Below are 20,348 nucleotides of genomic sequence, written 5' to 3'. Positions count from 1 at the left end.
AACTCTTAACCAACAATAACTATATCTATTAAAATCAGATGGTTAATTAGCAGTTGAGTTTGGCATCACCTTTGCAATTGTATACCTATCGTCATTACGTTAGGTATATCAAAATGAAAAATAAAAAAAACATCCTATTTGTTCATTATGGTGATAACTGGATCCGAGGCAGCGAGATGTGCCTCATCCGTCTATTCAAACATTTAGACCGAGATCTGTTTGTCCCACATCTTTGGACCAACAGCCAAGCGCTTCACACACATGTGAGTGAGCGTGACATATTTAGCCAACATAGTGAGTTCTCATTACTCGCTGGTTGGAGTCGCCCACGCTGTGATGTCAATGGTTGGTACCATCTGGTACAGCAAGGCTTGAACCTGATTCGTCGCAATAACATTGACCTAATTCATGTCAACAGTGGTGCGCCTTGTCAGTGGATGTGTTTGGTTGCCAAGCTTTGCAATATCCCGCTAATCACCCAACTCCACAGCGACTACCAACTACGAGATCGAATGTCGCTGGGATTACACTTATCACCGAATATCATTTGTGTCAGTAAAGCGATCAGTCTTAACCTCATTAACGAAGGTTACCCGCAAAATCGGATCTCTATTATTCATAATGGTATCGAAGCGGATATATCAAAAAGTGCCCCGCTGAATGTAAAAACCAAACTCAATTTAAAAGAGAGTGATTTTGTTTTAGCGACAGTCGGTTCACTCATTGAACGGAAAGGGGTTGATAGGCTTATTTCAGCAGTGAAATTGCTTGAACACCACTATCCTGATCTGCATTTGGTTGTGATTGGTGACGGTGAACAACGAGATGAACTCGCACAACAAGTCGGCAAGCTCCACTTGATGAAACGCATTCATTTTGTTGGAGAGCAGACTAACGTAGCGAATTGGTTAAGTGGTGGCGTTGATGCCTTTATCAGTGGCGCGAGAACGGAGGCTTTTGGGCTGGTTCTCGGTGAAGCCGCGCTGGCTGGTTTGCCCATAATTGCCCCGAGTACCGGAGGTATTCCAGAATTCATTACTCATAATGATACTGGCATTCTATACGAAAACAGTGGGGTTGCACCGATTGTCCATGCGATTGAAACGCTTCTTGACGACCAACCGTTACAGAAAAAACTCGGTACGAATGCATTTAACTATGTCAGCACACAATTAACTATTGAGCGCAATACTCAAGCCATCCAATCTCTGTATTTGGCGAAGATAGCTCAATCTTCTGTCCCGAAAATTTCGTTACTCGATGGCTTAAAACCACTTAAAAGCATTATCAATCATGTACCGTCTACAGGAGGTCACCATGGATAACACAGCGAAAGTCGGTGCTGAATATGGACACAGTTTAGTCTTTGATCCAATAGGTTTTTCTGGAGGTTCAAAAGTGGCGACAAGTGAAGCTTTAGCGCTATGTAACGCGAAAAATAGTCAGTTCACGATTCTGACGGCAAGCCCTAAATGTTGGTCAAACAGCTCTTTGGCACGAAAGCATGATGTAACAATAGTAAAATTGCATATTCCATACTCACTCGCAAAGGCATCATGCGGCGGTATATTTTGGGTAAAACAGCTTTATCTATCAATGTACATCTGCTTAACGCTATTGAGTATTAAGGTGTCCGCTTCCAACTCTATTACTAAACTGGTTGCTTGCTCTGGTCCTGGAATCGATATGAGCCTATACCTGTGCCGAACCTTAGTCGCACTTAACATTATTCAATTCATTCACGGTCCAGTCGCAGCTTCTCGCTCCATTGGGTTCTGCCTGACACGCTGTGACGCTCTGTTTTATCTACCCAGTACCAAACAATCTCTTATTGACGCTCTCTCGTGTTATCTTTCAATTAAGAATGGCGATCATTACTCAACGACGTTAGCTGAATTTGTACTGCATTCCCCACACGCTCACACTTTTGTGAATGGTATTTCCCAAACTTGTTGGCCAACAAAAAGCCAAACCGATCATGCCTCTCTATTTTGGGCTGCATCACTTCTTAAATGGAAGGGCTTAGACCTATTGCTCAATGTACTAAAGGCTAACACTCATAATTCCTCGTCAAATAATGCGACAACCTGCCTTCACACCACGGTTTGCTATATTCGCCCTCAAGGGATCAATCTCAATATCACGCAAGCTCCTATCGCTATTCAAAATGTTCAGTGGCACGAACAGCCAGATAATTTGGATCAACTACGATCTCAAAACAGTATTTTCGTTTCTACTAGCATCAATGAGCCGTTTGGTTTATCCATTTTAGAAGCCCTTGCCGCAGGAATGTGTGTCGTTATCCCTAAAGATGGCGCGTACTGGGATACCCAATTAACTCATGGCCTGAACTGCATGAAATACACACCTCAAGACCCAAAGAGCTTACAAACCATATTGCACACACTCGCCATTACCCCATTATGGCGTTCGAATATTCAATCTCGAGCTTATATTTTGGCAAAAGAGTACCAAGCTGAGACCTGTTACCTACCTATCGCCCGTTTCATCGATAGCGATAAATTCACCTCTGAGATGACACACTCTGTCTGTTCAGAGCGTTGTTCACGCACAGGGACATCGCTATGAAATTAAAATCGGCCATGGGTGATATGCTGACTTACGCAGTAGGAATATTCCTAATCAAAGGTATTTCATTATTGATGCTTCCTGTGATGGCTCAATACCTTGAACCAGCACAACTTGGAAAACTGGAACTGCTTGCTACAGTAAGTGCGTTCCTAGGTATGTTTATCAGTGTTGCATTGCATGAAGCTCTGTATCGGTTTGCAGGAGAGAAAGCCTCCCATGAGGAGCAAAAACGCATCGCGAGCCAACTGTTTAGCTTAACGCTCACTATTTCGTTTTTAATGATAGCCGCTTTGATTGGCTTTATTCTATTCATCGATGATCTTGATGGCTGGATCTCCCCTTTATCATCAAGCGAGTTATTCGTGGTTATTGCCTCTCTCTCTTTAGAAGGCGCAATTGGTGTGGCCATGGCTTGGATTCGAATGCAAAACAAAGCCCGTCACTTTCTATTAATTAGTATTGCAACCACAACTCTACAAGTCAGTTTGATTCTAGGGGTGCTGTTCACGGGCCCAAGTGTTGTCCGAATATTACTCGCGAGTACAGTGGCTCATTTTGTTCAATTTCTCTTAATTCAGGGAACTCAACGTCTCAACTTTTCCCTTCCCAAATTACAATATTCATCTCGTTACCTAAATTACTGTTTCCCACTCATGCTATCAGGGTTGCTCGCTTTTGGACTAAATGGAGCAGAACGTTGGTTGATCTTATACGCCACCAATTTAGAGCAACTTGGGTTGTATGCCATTGCAGCAAAATTCACCTTAGCCATGTGTATTTTGGTCCAGCCATTCGGAATGTGGTGGATGCCTAAACGCTTTCATGTCATCGAACAACAAGGACCAAAGCAAGCTGCTATTTATACGCAATATGGCATTGTTCTTATCGCCGCTCTAGCCGTATGTATCGCTTTTTTCGGTCAAGCTTTTATTATTATCGCCTTACCGGAGAGCTACTTATTTGCAGGAAAAATTCTCGTTGCGACACTTAGTATTGCCGTATTCAAAGAGCTTACTGAGCTGTTCAATATTGGAATACTTGCTGAAAAAAACACGCAGGTTCTGCTGAGAATCAACATGCTTTGTACCTTGGTCGGTTTGTCCTTGGCCTACTCTCTAAGCTCATTTGGCATATGGGGCATACTGATGGCTGTATTTTTGGTTCAAGTCAGCCGCATGGTCATTGTAACCGTTGTCAGCCAACGTCTTCGCCAACTTCCTTATGATTTCAAATCGATGCTCATCCTTTTAGTTGTATGCATACTCCTGTTTTTTATTGCAAGCTACGCTCTTACTGTTTTAGCGCTAATACTAATGAGCGTTCTTGCGCCAATGATCGTTATCTTTTGTGCACTTAAACTCAAACTTGTTACCCTGCCGAGTCGAGTGGTTAACTCTGCTTTTATGTCTGAATTGTTTTCAAAATTGCATTCGCTAAGGAAAGCATAATGACATCATACCCATCACGACTTAGCTCATTCATTCTTGTCAGCCTAATCTGCGCCTTGATTGGTTTGGTGTGGATGCTTGTTCCTAACCCTGCGGTTGCTCTAGTTCTGGCTCTGCTTCCGCTTGGTGCTCTGTTTGTGATTAGCCAGACCTTCTGGCTCGTCACTCTATTTGTTGTGTTTTCATTCTTTCGTATTCACGAAGTGATCCCTGCTCTGTATTCTTTGAAAATCCCCTTATTGCTCTCTTTAGGAGCGTTATCGGCTCTTATTTGGCATACCTTAATCAGCCGAGAACTTAAAGTGTATTGGCATCCATCACTCACTTGGTTAGCGATTTTTTGGGGGCTTGTTATCGTGGGTATTGCGTTCGCTTCCAATCGTGGCATTGCCATCACCACATTTAAGAATACCTATTGGAAAATTATTGTCATGACATTAGCCATAATTTGGTTGATGAACAATATCGACAATCTCGCTCGGGTATCGGTATTAATCGTGATGGCAGGATTATTGGTGGGAACGGTCGCGCTGTCTAATTCAGTCAATGGCATTGGTTTGGTTGAAGGTTCACGAGTCACTATTGGCCGCGATATCGGTTCTGTTCTTGGCGATCCTAACGATTTAGCGCTAGTACTTATGTTCCCACTCGCCTTTGCGGCAGGGTTAGCGACAACACCCAGAGTCCATTGGCTAATTCGCTTATGCAGCATTGTCACGATTGTTATTTTAATGATGGCTGTCATCGCGACACAAAGCCGTGGAGGACTGCTTGGTTCATTAGCGGTATTCGGTATTTTTGCTATAAAGCTGATACGTTCAAAAGTTGCGTTATTCAGTATTGGAGCCATCGCGGCATTGGTTCTATACAGCGTCGCAGGGATATCTGATAGAGCATCTGGAGGTGCAGCAGAAGCAGGAATTGACGCATCTGCAATGGGAAGACTGTATGCATGGGAAGCGGCGTTCAAAATGTCACTCGACAATCCATTTACTGGCGTCGGCTTGAACAATTTTTACTCTAATTATTTCTTTTATAGTCCACATTGGGATGGATTAAATCACGCAGTACACAGCACTTGGTTTGGTGTATTGGCTGAAACGGGGATGCTTGGTTTAGTCGTGTTTATCGGATTTATCACCTCTTTGATTCTCACTGCGCGAAAAACGCTTAAGCAGATAGCCATAAAACCAAAAACTCATAACTGTTATTTAATTGCGATGGCAAATTCAGTATATGCCGGACTGATCGGAACCATTGTCTCTGCAACTTTCCTTACTCAAGGCTTCACTTGGCCCATTTATATTCTTGCTGCGCTGACTATTGCGGTATCTCACCTCACTCAAAATGCCTGTCAAAATGAGAATAATACCGCCACCTAAATATCTTCATTACTATCCAATTGAATTTATTGACTAAATTAATTGGCACAATCTGTGTAATAACCAACATATAGATAAACAAAAAGAGACAAGCTTATGTTGGCAACCAAAACAAATGAATTCAAAAGTTGGCTTAAAGATCATCCAAATCCTAAATTTCGCAATTTGTTTCTCTTTTTGAAACAAGCTCGAATGGCTGAATTACCAACGCCACACATCATGAACAAGATCTTTTATGGTGTTTATACGTTTGCACGAAATAGCATTAACGAAATTCTCAGAATCCTTTTTCACACTCCAGCTTTTAAAGGAAGACTTTCACGTTACGGAAAACGCCTCTACCTATATGGTGGCATTCCCTACATTTCGGGCCCACTCACAATCAATATTGGGAGCGACTGCCGAATATCAGGTCAAACGACATTCAGCGGACGATCCTCTTCTCAATCACCTACCCTCACACTTGGACACAATATTGGTATTGGTTGGCAAACGACCATTGCTGTCGGTCAGCAGGTCGTATTAGGGGATAACGTAAGACTGGCAGGTGGTGTATTTCTCTGTGGCTACTCTGGGCATCCTCTCGATCCTGTTCGCCGGGCGAAAGGTGAAGCTGATGATGAAACACAAGTGGGAAACATCATTTTAGAGAAGGACGTTTGGCTCGGGAGTAATGTGACCGTAATGAGTAACGTAACGATTGGTCAAGGTACGGTGGTTGCCACTGGTAGCGTCGTCACCAAAGATCTCCCACCCTTTGTCATTGCAGCAGGTAACCCCGCGAAAGTGATTCGCTCGATCCCCGATAGCCAAACCCATCAAACAGAAGGAGAACGTTATGCATGATCTCATAGTATTCGGTGAAGATTTTGGTGGCTTGCCTTCGAGCACACAACACTTAATTAAGCGTTTAGCTCAAAACCGCAAAATCGTTTGGGTAAACTCTATCGGTTTGCGTCAACCCAAGCTCAATCGTAAAGATATTTCACGAGCAGCCAATAAGTTGATGGGAAAAAGCAAGGGAGATACACAGGGCATGTCCGATGCCATCGTGCATCCAAATATCACCATCGTTAACTTAAAAACGATTCCTGCGCCTCAATCTAACTTTGTTCGGAAAATGGCAAAAAATTTAATACTCAAACAGTTACTTCCGATAATTGAAAAACTCAATCTAAATCAGCCTATTCTTTGGTCGTCGCTTCCAACCGCTGCTGATATTTGTGGGCATTTGGGTGAATACGCGGTGGTGTATTATTGTGGTGATGACTTCTCCTCACTTGCCGGTGTTGATCATAAAACAGTCAACACTCATGAGCAAAAAATGTCTCAAAAAGCCAATTTGATTTTTGCTGCGAGTGACGCAATTCGTGACAAATTCCCAAAATGTAAAACTCAATTACTACCTCATGGTGTTGATGTTGAACTCTTTTCTACCCCGACGGTAAGAGCAGATGATTTACCTAGTTCGCATCGACCAATTGCAGGCTTTTATGGCAGCTTATCGGAATGGTTAGATTATGATTTGATAACGAACGTCGCCACGGCTTTGCCAGATTGGGACTTTGTTTTTATCGGCCCCAACGAATTGGAGACGCTGTTATTACCATCACTCGCCAATGTTCACTATCTTGGAGCAAAGCCCCACGCAGAGCTTCCTCGCTATTCTCAACATTGGGATGTGAGCCTACTTCCATTCAAATCAAACAAACAGATTCAGGCATGTAGCCCATTGAAACTGATGGAATATCTGGCGACTGGAACACCCATCATCACAACCGATTTTCCTGCAATGCACCCCTACCGACATTACTTGCATCCCATTTCGACAAGCGATGAGATGATCCGGGCTTTAGAAGTCGCACGACATGAGCCAAAGCTTAGAACCGATATTGTCAGTGAAGAGAGTTGGGACAACCGGAGTCAGTTTGTTAGCTGGATGTTGGAGTTATTATGATTAATCTTAAAATACGTTTACTTGTGTTGTTAAGTTCGGCTTGGCATAGACGCTATATCATTTTACTTCCAATTATTATCCTTCCTTTAATGGGGTTGGCAATCAGTAAAATGACCCCTCGCGTTTATCAAGCTCATACCAGTATGCTTATCCAAGAGACGGCGAAAATGAACCCTTTCCTGGAGGATTTGGCCGTATCAACCATGCTGAAAGACAGAATCAATGCGTTGAGAACCTTACTAAAAAGCCGTCACGTATTAATGTCCGTTGCACTTGAGCAAGGCCTGATAAACGATCAAATGAGTGGTAGTGAAAAAGAACAAGTGATCTCTAAGCTATCAAGCCGCCTCAATATCTCTCAACTTGGTAAGGATTTCCTCAAAATTCATTTAACCGCAAGTAACCCTGAAGGGATGAAAGAAATGCTCGAATCCATCAGTGGTCACTTCATAGAGCAATTGCTTGCACCTGAACGCTCGTCTATAAAAGATTCCAGCGATTTTCTTACTATTCACATTAACAAACGATATGACGAGCTTGACCAGTCAGAACAAAAATTGGCTGATTTTAAAAATATCAATTCATCTGTAAGCCCTGAAATGCAGGGACAAAGCTTAAATCGATTAGCAACATTGAAGCAGTCTTTAGCAGAGAAAGAAGCCGAACTTTCAGGTGTTAAAAAGAGCTTAGGTAGCATTGATCAACAGTTGTCTCAGACCAATCCAGTTGTTGGTAAGCTTGAAGAGCAAATTATAGAAATTCGAAGTGATCTGACTCTTCTTAGTGCCAAATACACAGATAACCATAGCGCAGTGCAAGCCAAACAGAGAGAACTCAACCGTTTAGAGCTTGAGAGAACTGCCCTGCTCGGCAAATCCCAACCTAAACTCAATTCTGACCAATTATGGGATATTGCAAGCAGTAATACGCTATCGAGTTCTTCAGACAATCAACCGCTGTTAGTCACCCAACTACACAGCTTACAGTCTGTTCGTAGCAAATTTGAATCACTGAGTGAAGAGACAAAAAGTCTGCGTAAAATGATATTTGAACTGGAACAAAAGGCGAATAATTTTGGTAGCAATGCAAAAGAACTCTATCGATTACAGCGCGATGTTCAAGTAAAAAGACAGCTATATGAAGAGTTGGTCGAACGTTATGAGATGGCACAATTAACGGGTTCTCTAGGGGCGTTTGAACACAGTAAACGAGTAAAAATTATTGACCTTCCTTATGCTCCAAGTCTGCCATCCAATATGCCGAGTATCATTTTCATCGTTGCAGGTTTAATTGCAGGTATTGCATTGGGGATAGGTCTAGCAACGTTACTTGAAGTGTTTGATACGCGAGTTCGCCGTCGTGATGAGGTTGAACAAATCCTAGGAGTGCCTGTTATCACGACCATTCCACACGCTTAAATGCTTTCCACTTTTTACAGCCAAACTTTACAGCCAACTTGTTTCAATAAAATGAGTTGGCTGAATGTGTTCATTCTGCTTTCCTCGTAAAGATTTAACTTAAACTCACTGTCATTGCTCTACCCCGTGAGCTTTTCAACTCATCATTTTGCAATTCGACAACTCTTCCTCTTATCTGATTCATTTCGATTCTCAAATTAAAAACGAAACATACAAAGCGACCATAAACACAATAAGACCATGATATTTAACCATTAAAACATTGGCACACTAAATGCAATCTATTAGATACGAAGCAAAAACCATCAGCGTATTTGCGTCAGGGACTGAGAACAAAATAAGGTGAGCATTATGGATAGAAAGATAAACAAGCCACTTGGCAAAAAAGTAATCCATGTCGTACAACGGCTCGCTCCAGGAGGATTGGAGACGTTAACGTTAGATCTTCTTCGTTTTGCTAACCCAAATGACCAAGTATTAATCATCAGCTTGGAAGGTACCAAAGATGAATCGTTAGCCCTATGGCCAAAACTCACCCAATTTTCTAAACAGCTTGTGTTTCTAGATAAAGCACCAGGAGTTCAACTCAAGACCATGCGTACGCTTATTAAGATTTTCAAAAGCATACGCCCTGATGTAGTACATACTCACCATATCGGTCCACTTCTGTATGCCAGTATTTCAGCTCGTCTTTCAAATGTGCCAACGCGTATTCACACCGAACATGACGTGTGGCACCTCAACAGTAAAAAACATGTCGCCTTACAAAAAATGGCTTTAGTTGCCGCTAAACCAACCTTGGTGGCGGACGCGGTTCGAGTAAACCAGCAACTGAAAATGCACTTTAATTACGACAAAACCGTCACGATCAAAAATGGCATCGACTGCCAAAAATTCCGTCCTGCTTCGAAACTAAACGCACGCAAAGCCTTATCTCTTCCATTTGATGTCACAGTGATCGGGTGTGCGGGCAGGCTTGAAACGGTTAAAGGTCACGACCTTATCATCAAGGCTCTGACATTTTTACCTAAGCATGTCTCACTTGCTATTGCGGGTGATGGAAGCCAAAAAAAGGAACTAATCAAACTGGCTCGTCAATTAGGTGTCGAACAACGAGTCATCTTCCTTGGTTTAGTTGAAGATATGCCTCAATTCTACCAGTCGCTGGATCTATTCTGTTTACCGTCGCGCTATGAAGGGTTTCCTCTCTCTCCTCTCGAAGCTCAAGCATGCAATATTCCCACTGTCGTTACGGATGTTGGTTCCGCCAGTGAAACGCTTTGCCATGAGTCTGGCTACCTTTCAAAAGCAAATGACATTCCTAGTTTGGCGCATGTATTACTTCGTGCTATTTCTGAAGTTAATAACGATGTTATTGGCGTTGAATTCAACTCTGAAGTCTCCTTCCCAAGAACTTTTGTTCTCGAAAATAATGACGTGAGACATATGGTAAAAGCTTATGAAGAATTAGGAGTAACAGCATGACCGATATTCTATTAATTTCTGTATTTCTATTTAGTGGTGCGTTGATTGTCTATCATCATGTTGGCTATCCCATGCTTCTGAAATGGTATTCCGCGAATCACCCAATTAAGCAAGTTACCGGAAAAGTACGTGGATACCGAAACGGCAAACTCGATCGTACTCGTTCAACCATAACGATTCTTGTTCCTGCGTTTAATGAGCAGCAATGGATTGCAGAAAAAATTCGTAACTTAGCGTCACTCGATTACCCCAGAGATCGCCTAAAAGTCATCATCGCATGCGACGGATGTACCGATAATACCGCCGAAATTGCACAGTTAACGATACAAGAAGCGATCTGCTCAGACACTTACTTTGAAGTGCATGTACATACGGTTAATCGTGGCAAAGTGGCCGTTATCAATCATGAAATGTTATCTATTGATTCTGATATTACGGCTTTGAGCGATGTTTCAGCGCTTATATCTATTGATGCTCTACTTATTGCTGATTCACACTTTAGCGTTGCAAATATTGGGGTGGTTAACGCCACCTACCAAATAATGTGCGCCGCCGATGAGGGAGAACAAAGTTACTGGAACTATCAAAATCAGGTGAAGTTAAACGAAGCTTCTTTAGGTTCTACACTAGGTGCACACGGAGCCTGCTATCTGTTCCGAACACATCTTTTCGAAGCATTACCAAGCAATACCATCAATGATGACTTCGTTCTACCAATGGAGATCGTTAAAAAAGGATACATAGCAGATTATGAGCCAAGAATTGTAGCTATTGAGATGGAAGCAACCAGCCAAAATGCAGATTTCAAACGTCGATTACGAATTTCTGCGGGCAACATGCAACAAGCTATTCGTTTAATCAGCCTATTTAACCCGCGGTTTAGAGGGGTTGCGTTTGCCTTCTTTTCAGGAAAAGGCTTACGTTTAGTCACTCCATATCTAATGCTTGCTTGTTTAATTTCTTCAATCACACTCGCCGACCACTCTTTATTTATGGCCATAGTCGCCGTGCAAGTCACTGTCTATTCTGTGGGCTTAATTGGTTTTATTTTCCCACAAGTGTTCACCAAAAAAATATTCAAGCTGATCACTTATTTACTTACTGGCCACTACGCCAATTTAGTTGGTGGATTACGTTATTTATTAGGCTTTGAAAATGGCCGTTGGAATCGTGTTAATCATTAAGGACATATTATGAATACGACTAATCGCAATACTATATCTACTGCAAAACGTGTCTTCGATTGCATTGGCGCGTTCATCGGGCTCATTTTATTTATGCCATTATTCCCGATCATTGCTCTGATGATTGTGCTCACCTCACCTGGGCCGGTATTTTATCGTCAAATGCGAGTGGGAAAATCAACACCTGAACAAATGGCACTGTTTGACATCATTAAATTCCGCACCATGTACCAAGATGCTGAATCTCGTTCTGGCGCGGTTTGGGCGACGGAAAATGATCCCCGAATTACCCCTGTAGGTCGATTTTTACGTAAAACTCGACTTGATGAAATTCCGCAGCTTTTCAATGTTCTCAGCGGTGACATGTCATTAATTGGCCCTCGTCCAGAGCGTCCTACCTTCTACCAAAAGCTTGAAACTGCGATCCCTTATTTTGCTGACCGCACTTACGGTGTGTTGCCTGGAATTACGGGACTAGCGCAAGTAAACCAAGGCTACGACACTTGCTTAGATGATGTACGTCGTAAGGTGGGGTTTGACCATAGTTATGCCCTATCTCTATCGAGCTTATCCAGTTGGTTCTCGACCGATATGAGCATATTAACTCGAACCATTATGGTGATGGTTGATGGTCGAGGACGATAAATAGAAATACCTTAAGCAGAACTCGCACGAGCAATACACGATAGCCTTTACTTTGTAGAGGCTATCTTTTTATCACACTACGTAATAGCGCCCGTATTTTGATTTTTGTTACACGCCAGTGTGTAATCGGTCGCGTTGGTGCCGTGGTAACCAAATGCTCAAAGCGCTGCTGATTAAGCTCTGACTTACCACCGTGAGCAAGTAAAAGCGTTTTTACATTAAGGTGGTATACACGATGCAGTGAATCTCGATATTTATTGGGATGGAAAATAGGAAATGGCGCGATAAGCTGCTTTTTGACTTCAACCATTAAATCAGCCACATAAAGAATACTCTCACTGGCGCAATACACCGACAAATCTCTGTCTGTATGCCCCGGAGTCTCCAAGACTTGCCAATCCTCAAAACCCGGAATTAAATCACCATCATTAAGTTTATAATCCGGTTTTAATTTCCGTGAATACCACAAGTTTCTTTTCGGGATACCCATGCGATTGGCCATCCACCAAGCCAATGCAAGATCGGTAAGATGCATTAGCCATCCATCTGTCCCAGAGTACCAATCCGTTTTCTTGTTGGCGGAAACGATTTTACAACCCGTTAATCGCCTAAGTTGATGCGCTGCGCCAGCATGATCAGGATGCATGTGCGTCACCACAACAATGGTTAAGTCATTGAACGATCGCTGCAATGTTTCTTCAATATATGCCCTAATGGTTGATACATCAGCACGACTCGCCCCATCAAGAAGCATCAATTTATTTTCATATTCAATAAGATAGATCTTTTGTATATAACCTTGGATTGAATGTAATTTCACGAATCTTCCTTGCTCGACGACTGGTCAGACAACCTCATTAATCATTTAGCATAGCACCATTGATCCAATATACAACGGGCTTAATCGGCGTAAATAGCTCTCTTAAAAACAACAACCTCCATAAATACTTCATCTCCCTGACATTTTTTAGTAACAAGATTGTCACAAGCTCGAACCAGTATAGCGTCAAACGAAACGTCTAAAGTCTCGTTCGAAACCAACCATCATTAATAAGGAAACTATGATGAACAAGCTATGGTTATCGGGTCTGCTTACAGCAACCATTTCAGGTACAAGTTTCGCAGCAACAGATCCGTCGGTAACAGAAGTAACTTGGTGGCACGCTATGGGCGGTCAATTAGGGGAAACCGTTAACAAGATCGCGACAGATTTCAATGCTTCTCAGCACGATTACAAAATCGTACCCGTCTATAAAGGCTCTTACACTGAGACTTTAACCGCTGGTATCGCCGCATTTCGAGCAAACCAAGCACCTAACATCCTACAAGTGTTTGATGCTGGAGCAGCAACAATTATGAACGTGCCTGGCGTAGCAAAACCAGTACAAGATATTTTGGTGGAATCGGGCTATGAATTCAATTCAAAGAACTATTTGGCAGGTGTACGTAATTTCTATGCTGACAGCAAAGGAAAAATGGTAGGCATGCCTTTTAACAGCTCAACGCCTGTTCTTTACTACAACAAAGATATCCTTGCAAAAGTGGGCGCTAAAGCCCCAGCAACCTATGAACAATTAGAAGTGCTGGCAGCGAAGTTAAAAACAAAAGGTTATGTGACTTTTTCGCAATCACATACCCCATGGATAATGTTTGAGAATTTTAAGTCACGCCATAACCTACCTCTCGCGAACGAGAATAATGGCTACGATAACCTCTCTTCTTCATTGATGTTCAATAGCAAAGACATGGTTATGCATTTTTCCAAAATGAAAGAGTGGGCTGATAAGGGTTACTACAAATACTACGGCAGTGATTGGGATGCTAACCAAACCCCATTTGAACGACAAGAAGTCGCGATGTGGATGGGCTCATCGGGTTCTTTTGGCGGGCTACGCAATCGAGTGAAATTTGAGCTAGGCACTACGTACCTGCCTTACTGGAAATCAATAAATCCAGATGCAGGCCTAACGTTCATTGGTGGTGCAGCCCTGTTTGCTCTTGATGGAAAACCAAAAGCGGAAGAGCAAGGTGTGGCAGCTTTCTTTGACTATTTAACCAAGCCTGAAACTCAAATGTATTGGCATAAAACAACCGGATACGTACCGGTGACCAACGCCGCTTATGAGCTCACCAAGCGATCAGGTTACTACACCGAACAACCGGATGCAGAAGTGGGTGTCAAACAACTTAGTCTTGGTGCGGGTGAATGGACAAATGGTTACCGACTCGGCTTCTATCCTCAAATCCGAGAAGTCATGCACCGCGAATTTGATAATATTTTTGCTGAACGTTCTTCTGTAGAGAACAGCTTAAACAAAGTAGAAGTCGAAAGTGCACAACTTCTCAAACGCTTTGCTCGAACCATCAAATAATTCATTGATGAGTTAGGCGTTGATAATCGAAACAGACAATGATTATTAACGCGGTTATCAAAGACCGTTAGCAAAATCACCATCAACACATTTGTGTTGCCCTATCGCCTTTTGTCACTCTCAAATAGAAACGCAGAAAGTGACAAAGAGGCGTTATTCCTAAATATAGTAAATAGGAAATATTGTGGAACATCGTCAGCAATTCTTTCATTCACCATTGCCGTATCTCTTTTTAGCACCGCAGATTGTGATCATTGCCGTTTTCTTTCTTTACCCCGCCGCTCAAGCTGTTTACCTCTCATTTATGCTTGAAGACCCATGGGGAATGTCATCCACGTTTGTTGGAATTGAAAACTACCAAATGCTTTTCGAATCCAGCGAGTATCTGAAATCGATTGGTTTTACGCTTTTATTCGCCGTTATTGTCTCTTTTCTCTCTTTGGCTCTTGCGTTATTACTTGCCGTAAAGGCAGACAACGTCATTCACGGACAAGGGCCGTACAAACTAACCCTAACTTGGGTATACGCCGTCGCACCTGCTATTGCCGGAATCATCGGAGGCTTTCTCTTTAACCCTCATATTGGTGTATTAACCGATGCATTCGCACTGTTGGGGTGGGAGTTTAACTTACAAACGGATCCCATTGACGCCACTTTCGCTCTGATTTTAGTCTCAGTCTGGAAGCAAATTTCAGTCAATTTCATCTACTTCCTCGCGGGTTTACAATCTATTTCTTATGCCGTTAAAGAGGCGTCAATGCTCGACTGTGTCAGCGATACCAAGCGATTTTGGACCATTACCTTCCCCTTACTGGCCCCAACTGGTTTTTTCTTGCTGGTGATCAATTTGACGTATTCATTTTTTGAGACCTTTGGCGTGATCGACACAATGACATCAGGAGGACCGGGAGGAACAACCACCTCGCTGGTTTACAAAGTCTATCGCGACGGGTTTGTTGGGGCCGATCTCGGAGGCAGTTCCGCTCAATCCGTAGTGCTACTTTTGTTGGTGTTAACACTGACATTTATTCAATTTAGATTCGTCGAAAAGCGTGTTCACTATTAATGACTAACGCTATTTGTAAACACAATACATAAACCGCTTATAACGCTCTATTAAGGTCTAGAACTATGAAAAGCAATCGATTCTCCGATCACCTTATTTTGATCGCAGGAGCTTTATTCATGCTGATTCCAATTTGGCTGATTTTTGCAAGCTCGACGCACAGCCTAAATACAATTGTTAGCGAAGGGCTTCAGTGGTTGCCCGGCGATCACTTTCTTGATATTTACAGCGAGGCTTGGAATAAGAGTCTCGGCTTCGGTGGGGATGTCACTGCCAAATCTATGATCATAAACTCAATGGTCATGGGACTTGGGTTTGCCATTGGAAAAATCATCATCTCAATGATGGCGGCCTATGCATTAATCTATTTTCGCCTGCCCTACGCCACCGCCTGGTTTTGGCTTATCTTTGTTACGCTTCTTCTTCCATTAGAAGTCCGAATTATTCCCTCTTATGAAGTCGTTTCTGGCTTAGGGATGTTAAATAGCTATACCGGTTTGATTCTTCCACTCATCGCATCTGCAACCGCCACATTTTTCTTTCGTCAGTTTTTCAAAACGATTCCAGACGAATTGTTAGAAGCCGCTCAACTTGATAATGCAGGCCCTATTCGCTTCTTGTTTGACATATTGCTTCCGCTTTCTAAAACAATGATAGCGGCCATTTTTATCATTATGTTTGTTGTCGGTTGGAATCAATATTTATGGCCAATCATGATGACGACAGATGAAGGCTACAACACGATTGTGATGGGCATTAAGCAGATCTTAAATAATATTAACGAAACCAACTCACCTCGTTACGACTATGCCTTTGCCATGGTCATTCTCGCAATGCTTCCTCCTGTATTGGTGGTCGTGATATTTCAACGATGGTTTGTTAAAGGATTAGTCGAAAGTGAAAAATAAATTACGCAACTTTACTCAAAACAGCATGCAGATAGTGATGGTTCTCACTCTAAAACGGATCACATTCAATCCATCAATACCGTTAATTTCGATTCACAGCCCAAGGAAAGCATCATGTTGAACATCAAACAGCTTGTTAAAACCTATGAGAATGGACACCAAGCAGTGAAAGGCGTCAGTTTAGAAATTAAAGACGGTGAATTTCTGGTGCTTGTCGGACCTTCAGGTTGCGGAAAATCGTCAATTTTACGATCGATTGCCGGTTTAGAATCGATAACATCCGGTGAAATTCATCTGGGTGGTCGCCGTGTCGACAACATTAAACCAGCCTTACGAGATATCGCGATGGTTTTCCAAAACTACGCACTGTATCCGCACATGAGTGTTTACGATAATCTTGCCTATGGTTTAAAGAATCGCGGTGTTGATAGACAATCTATTGCCGAAAAAATTAGCAAAGTATCCACCACACTTAAAATCGAAGAATATCTAGATAGGAAACCATCGAAACTTTCAGGTGGTCAACGACAACGAGTTGCAATGGGGCGTGCGATTGTTCGTGACCCACAGCTGTTTCTATTTGATGAACCTCTCTCCAACTTAGATGCGGCCCTAAGAGCACACATGCGTTTGGAGATCAAAAAATTGCAACGTGAACTCGCGGTAACCAGTGTCTATGTAACCCATGATCAAGTAGAAGCAATGACGCTAGCCGATCGAATTGTGGTGTTAAATCAGGGTAAGATAGAGCAAGTAGGCACTCCAAAAGAAGTGTACCACCAACCTGCAAGTCAGTTCGTTGCGAGCTTTATTGGCAGCCCCGCCATGAACTTCATTCCCGCGACAATAGACAATGGTTATTTAGAAATGGGGAAACAGCAGATTTATCTCAGTGAATACTCTTATCTTGAACAGCAAGATATTGTGGTTGGAATAAGGCCAGAACACGCTGAGATCTCACCCATTACTCCAACGATATCGATAACAAGTCCAAACGTAAATACACTAGAAAACCGCTCACTCACGCTTAGTACCTATATACACGTTGTCGAGCCTCTAGGCCCAAATCAGCTCGTTCACGGCAAGATCAATGAGCACCCTTTTATTGCTGTAACACCTGAAATGGATCTAGATACTAATCACCCTTTATCAATCCATGTCAGCATGGCTAATTTGCATATCTTTTCTTCCACGGGAAAACGTATAGAGCCAAGCCGAAGTTTGCCGAATACTTCAATTGCACCCACAACATTGCTATGTAACCGTGCATCAAGAATGTAGCCGCACCGCCAGAATGTAAGCGCTATAAACAGGTTGTCAGTGGTACACTACGTGAAATTAAGCGACTATTTATCGATCAAACTACTGACAACATTGAACAATTGTGCCAATTTAACGACGTTGAATTGATCGCCTCACTTTAAGGATAAAAAATGACGCCACTGATTGTTGGCCACCGAGGAGTGGCAGGAACTCATCCAGAGAATACGATGGCAAGCATACAGCAAGCTATAGCGTTAGGTTTGGACTGGATCGAAGTTGATGTTCAGCCGACAAAAGATGGTGAGCTAGTGATCTGTCACGATCACACGATTGACCGATGCAGTAATGGTAAAGGCCGTGTCGATTCTTACACCCTAGCCGACTTGAAAGCACTGGATTTTGGTTCGTGGTTTGATACCCAATTCTCTGGTGAGCTCATTCTGACATTAGATTATTTATTGCACATCGCCGAACAACATAATTTGGGATTAAACCTAGAAGTCAAAGTTGACCAACATGACTCTCAAGCCGTTGTTAAGCAATTAAAAAAACAACTTGAGCAGTCGCCTATACCCAAGAACAAATTATTGTTATCGAGCTTTAGCCACGATGTCATGCGTGAGCTGCACCAGCATTGCGGGGCTTATCGATTAGCCGTTATCAGTGAAAGGTTGAACGATAGCGTGCGTTTGTTACTGTCTGAAATCAATGCTTTTAGCTGTAACCTTAACTATTTCTGGTTAGCAGAATCTCATATTAAAGAGCTTCAAGACAATGGTTATCAAGTCTGGTGTTTTACGGTTAATACACCGGAGTCATTCCCTCTCCTAGAGAATGTCGATGCTATCTTTAGTGACTTTCCTAGTCGCTTTGACAAGTAAGCATGTTGCTCTCATAAAAACGAAGTACAAAAACAGAAAAAGCCAGCAAGATTGATCCTCACTGGCTTTTTCTTATTCTTTGTCTTATACGATTAATCGTTATTCACAATTAAGCACGAGACAGATGCACTTCTTCTTCTTTGGCACCCGCTTCTGGATTATTGAAGCGTTCTAGATCTAATGCACCTTCAGATTTTGCTACGATACAACTTACCGCACTATCACCTGTGATATTGACTGCTGTACGAATCATATCAAGTAGACGGTCAACACCCATAATAAGAGCAATACCTTCTAGCGGTAAACCAACTTGGTTTAATACCATTGCTAGCATGATAAGACCTACACCTGGAACGCCTGCAGTACCTACTGATGCAATCGTAGCGGTAAAGATAACCGTTAGGTAGTCACCCATTGTAAGATCAATATTGAATGCTTGTGCGATAAATGCCGTCGCCACACCCTGCATAATAGCAGTACCATCCATGTTGATGGTTGCACCTAGTGGTACGGTAAACGAAGCAATTTTGTTATCAACACCTAAGCGGTTCTTAACCGTTTCCATCGTAACAGGAATCGTTGCATTGGATGAGGCTGTTGAAAAAGCAAACATCACTGCATCTTCCATCTTACGTAAGAAGGTTATTGGGCTGAGGCCTGTGAATGATTTTAACATCACACTATAGGTCACTAGACCATGCAATATTAATGTTCCTGCCAATACTAGGAAGTACTCTGCAAGGTTAACAATTGCACTTAAACCTAATCCGGTAAACAATTTTGCCATTAGGAAGAATACACCGTAAGGGGCGATATTCATCAGCAACGCCACAAGTTTCATGATCACTTCATTTAGATCACTAAACACAGCCGCCATACGCTCACCAGGTTTACCCGCAGCACTCATAGCGATACCAAACAGAACCGCAAACACGATCACTTGAAGCGTTTTACCTTCTGCCATCGCATTGATAGGGTTAGTTGGGAACATACCTATAATCACTTGACCCAACGTTGGGGCTTCAGCTGATTGGAATGTAGTTGCAGCCGTTAAGTCAGCACCTGCGCCCGGTTGAAACACGTAACCCATTGTTAGAGCCAGTGTAATCGCAACAGCAGTGGTCGTAATATAGAAAGCTAATGTCTTACCACCAAGGCGACCTAAGGTCGTGACATCTTTAAGAGAGCTTGTACCACATACTAGGGAGACAAAAACAAGCGGCACTACTAGCATTTTCAAGCTAGCAATAAATATTTTTCCGCCGACCTCGAATAGGCCATTAACAATATAAGCGTCGACAAATCCGTTTTCAGCAAACAGAGCTCGAATCGCGAACCCAGTCAAAATGCCTGCAATCATACCGACAATTACGCGGCCAGTTAGAGACATTGGTTTCTTAGTATTCTTCATGAACACTCCTTAAAATTCCACTTTGACAACATTACAAAGCGTGTCGGAGATTAGCAGGAGGATTTACTAAGATAGAAACAAAATTTTTCTTCACCACAGTCAATGTGACTTGAGTCACTATAAATCACAACTCAATTAACACAAAATAAACAAAACAAAAGCAAGATCAAAACAATGTAGCGTACAAATCACACAGACTGCTTATATGCAACACAATAATGCATGCATTAGTCCAAGATTTGACTTTAAGTTTACATTGAATTGATACTTACCGTATAACAAACCATCCCATCTCATCCGCAACTAAGTAACTAAGTAACTAAGTAACTGAGCAAC

At 42.4% G+C, this 20,348-nt stretch carries 17 protein-coding genes; 15 read left to right on the top strand and 2 right to left on the bottom strand.

The window, feature by feature from the left end:
- Positions 1-113 precede the first annotated feature (113 nt).
- The 10 genes from FCV43_RS07455 (at position 114) to FCV43_RS07410 (ending at position 12,111) form a co-directional block, all read left to right on the top strand.
- A complete protein-coding gene (locus FCV43_RS07455; RefSeq protein ID WP_136994645.1) occupies positions 114-1,325 on the top strand; it encodes a glycosyltransferase family 4 protein in 1,212 nt (403 codons plus the stop codon).
- On the top strand, positions 1,318-2,589 hold the full coding sequence (locus tag FCV43_RS07450; RefSeq protein WP_170961619.1) for a glycosyltransferase: 1,272 nt from the start codon (positions 1,318-1,320) through the stop codon (positions 2,587-2,589). Before FCV43_RS07455 ends, FCV43_RS07450 begins: the two co-directional genes overlap by 8 nt.
- Positions 2,586-4,040 carry a lipopolysaccharide biosynthesis protein gene (locus FCV43_RS07445; protein ID WP_136994641.1) on the top strand — a complete coding sequence of 485 codons (1,455 nt, stop codon included), beginning with the start codon at positions 2,586-2,588 and terminating at the stop codon, positions 4,038-4,040. Before FCV43_RS07450 ends, FCV43_RS07445 begins: the two co-directional genes overlap by 4 nt.
- Positions 4,040-5,422 carry an O-antigen ligase family protein gene (locus FCV43_RS07440; RefSeq protein ID WP_136994639.1) on the top strand — a complete coding sequence of 461 codons (1,383 nt, stop codon included), beginning with the start codon at positions 4,040-4,042 and terminating at the stop codon, positions 5,420-5,422. The genes FCV43_RS07445 and FCV43_RS07440 overlap by 1 nt, the downstream gene beginning before the upstream one ends.
- 96 nt (positions 5,423-5,518) lie before the next feature.
- Positions 5,519-6,268 carry an acyltransferase gene (locus FCV43_RS07435; protein WP_017051599.1) on the top strand — a complete coding sequence of 250 codons (750 nt, stop codon included), beginning with the start codon at positions 5,519-5,521 and terminating at the stop codon, positions 6,266-6,268.
- Positions 6,261-7,379, top strand: a complete 1,119-nt coding sequence (locus FCV43_RS07430) for a glycosyltransferase (protein ID WP_136994637.1) — start codon at positions 6,261-6,263, stop codon at positions 7,377-7,379. Before FCV43_RS07435 ends, FCV43_RS07430 begins: the two co-directional genes overlap by 8 nt.
- The gene (locus tag FCV43_RS07425) at positions 7,376-8,797 is read left to right on the top strand and encodes a GumC family protein (RefSeq protein ID WP_136994635.1); all 1,422 of its coding nucleotides are present in this window, start codon (positions 7,376-7,378) and stop codon (positions 8,795-8,797) included. The genes FCV43_RS07430 and FCV43_RS07425 overlap by 4 nt, the downstream gene beginning before the upstream one ends.
- 351 nt (positions 8,798-9,148) lie before the next feature.
- Complete coding sequence (locus FCV43_RS07420; RefSeq protein ID WP_136994633.1) at positions 9,149-10,282, top strand: glycosyltransferase; 1,134 nt, start codon at positions 9,149-9,151, stop codon at positions 10,280-10,282.
- Positions 10,279-11,466, top strand: a complete 1,188-nt coding sequence (locus FCV43_RS07415; RefSeq protein ID WP_136994631.1) for a glycosyltransferase family 2 protein — start codon at positions 10,279-10,281, stop codon at positions 11,464-11,466. Before FCV43_RS07420 ends, FCV43_RS07415 begins: the two co-directional genes overlap by 4 nt.
- A 9-nt stretch (positions 11,467-11,475) precedes the next feature.
- Positions 11,476-12,111, top strand: a complete 636-nt coding sequence (locus FCV43_RS07410) for a sugar transferase (RefSeq protein ID WP_017051604.1) — start codon at positions 11,476-11,478, stop codon at positions 12,109-12,111.
- A gap of 61 nt (positions 12,112-12,172) precedes the next feature.
- Here the strand turns inward: FCV43_RS07410 and FCV43_RS07405 are convergent, their stop codons facing one another.
- The gene (locus FCV43_RS07405) at positions 12,173-12,931 is read right to left on the bottom strand and encodes an MBL fold metallo-hydrolase (RefSeq protein ID WP_136994629.1); all 759 of its coding nucleotides are present in this window, start codon (positions 12,929-12,931) and stop codon (positions 12,173-12,175) included.
- Positions 12,932-13,175: 244 nt separating this feature from the next.
- On the opposite strand from FCV43_RS07405, the gene FCV43_RS07400 reads away from it, so the two are divergent.
- From FCV43_RS07400 to FCV43_RS07380, 5 genes are all read left to right on the top strand, one after another.
- A complete protein-coding gene (locus FCV43_RS07400; protein WP_136994627.1) occupies positions 13,176-14,483 on the top strand; it encodes an extracellular solute-binding protein in 1,308 nt (435 codons plus the stop codon).
- A 184-nt stretch (positions 14,484-14,667) separates the two neighbouring features.
- On the top strand, positions 14,668-15,549 hold the full coding sequence (locus tag FCV43_RS07395) for an ABC transporter permease subunit (protein ID WP_136994625.1): 882 nt from the start codon (positions 14,668-14,670) through the stop codon (positions 15,547-15,549).
- Positions 15,550-15,614: 65 nt separating this feature from the next.
- Complete coding sequence (gene ugpE / locus FCV43_RS07390) at positions 15,615-16,457, top strand: sn-glycerol-3-phosphate ABC transporter permease UgpE (protein WP_136994623.1); 843 nt, start codon at positions 15,615-15,617, stop codon at positions 16,455-16,457.
- Between the two features lie 114 nt (positions 16,458-16,571).
- Positions 16,572-17,738 carry a sn-glycerol-3-phosphate ABC transporter ATP-binding protein UgpC gene (ugpC, locus tag FCV43_RS07385; protein ID WP_136994621.1) on the top strand — a complete coding sequence of 389 codons (1,167 nt, stop codon included), beginning with the start codon at positions 16,572-16,574 and terminating at the stop codon, positions 17,736-17,738.
- A 152-nt stretch (positions 17,739-17,890) separates the two neighbouring features.
- Positions 17,891-18,601: a glycerophosphoryl diester phosphodiesterase gene (locus FCV43_RS07380; protein WP_136994620.1), complete on the top strand. Its 711-nt coding sequence runs from the start codon at positions 17,891-17,893 to the stop codon at positions 18,599-18,601.
- Positions 18,602-18,710: 109 nt separating this feature from the next.
- On the opposite strand, the gene FCV43_RS07375 is transcribed toward FCV43_RS07380, so the two are convergent.
- A complete protein-coding gene (locus FCV43_RS07375) occupies positions 18,711-20,012 on the bottom strand; it encodes a dicarboxylate/amino acid:cation symporter (protein ID WP_113795603.1) in 1,302 nt (433 codons plus the stop codon).
- Positions 20,013-20,348 lie beyond the last annotated feature (336 nt).

The organism is Vibrio genomosp. F6, assembly GCF_005146325.1.
GTDB lineage: Bacteria > Pseudomonadota > Gammaproteobacteria > Enterobacterales > Vibrionaceae > Vibrio > Vibrio cortegadensis.
This window is presented reverse-complemented; position numbering and strand designations above follow the sequence as displayed.

Bases quoted from the DNA above. Each gene is read 5' to 3' on its own strand.
- FCV43_RS07380 (WP_136994620.1), top strand. From the start codon at position 17,891: ATGACGCCACTGATTGTTGGCCACCGAGGAGTGGCAGGAACTCATCCA.
- FCV43_RS07420 (WP_136994633.1), top strand. From the start codon at position 9,149: ATGGATAGAAAGATAAACAAGCCACTTGGCAAAAAAGTAATCCATGTC.
- FCV43_RS07450 (WP_170961619.1), top strand. From the start codon at position 1,318: ATGGATAACACAGCGAAAGTCGGTGCTGAATATGGACACAGTTTAGTC.
- ugpE (WP_136994623.1), top strand. From the start codon at position 15,615: ATGAAAAGCAATCGATTCTCCGATCACCTTATTTTGATCGCAGGAGCT.
- ugpC (WP_136994621.1), top strand. From the start codon at position 16,572: ATGTTGAACATCAAACAGCTTGTTAAAACCTATGAGAATGGACACCAA.
- FCV43_RS07410 (WP_017051604.1), top strand. From the start codon at position 11,476: ATGAATACGACTAATCGCAATACTATATCTACTGCAAAACGTGTCTTC.
- FCV43_RS07425 (WP_136994635.1), top strand. From the start codon at position 7,376: ATGATTAATCTTAAAATACGTTTACTTGTGTTGTTAAGTTCGGCTTGG.
- FCV43_RS07455 (WP_136994645.1), top strand. From the start codon at position 114: ATGAAAAATAAAAAAAACATCCTATTTGTTCATTATGGTGATAACTGG.
- FCV43_RS07440 (WP_136994639.1), top strand. From the start codon at position 4,040: ATGACATCATACCCATCACGACTTAGCTCATTCATTCTTGTCAGCCTA.
- FCV43_RS07415 (WP_136994631.1), top strand. From the start codon at position 10,279: ATGACCGATATTCTATTAATTTCTGTATTTCTATTTAGTGGTGCGTTG.
- FCV43_RS07435 (WP_017051599.1), top strand. From the start codon at position 5,519: ATGTTGGCAACCAAAACAAATGAATTCAAAAGTTGGCTTAAAGATCAT.
- FCV43_RS07445 (WP_136994641.1), top strand. From the start codon at position 2,586: ATGAAATTAAAATCGGCCATGGGTGATATGCTGACTTACGCAGTAGGA.
- FCV43_RS07430 (WP_136994637.1), top strand. From the start codon at position 6,261: ATGCATGATCTCATAGTATTCGGTGAAGATTTTGGTGGCTTGCCTTCG.
- FCV43_RS07375 (WP_113795603.1), bottom strand. From the start codon at position 20,012: ATGAAGAATACTAAGAAACCAATGTCTCTAACTGGCCGCGTAATTGTC.
- FCV43_RS07400 (WP_136994627.1), top strand. From the start codon at position 13,176: ATGAACAAGCTATGGTTATCGGGTCTGCTTACAGCAACCATTTCAGGT.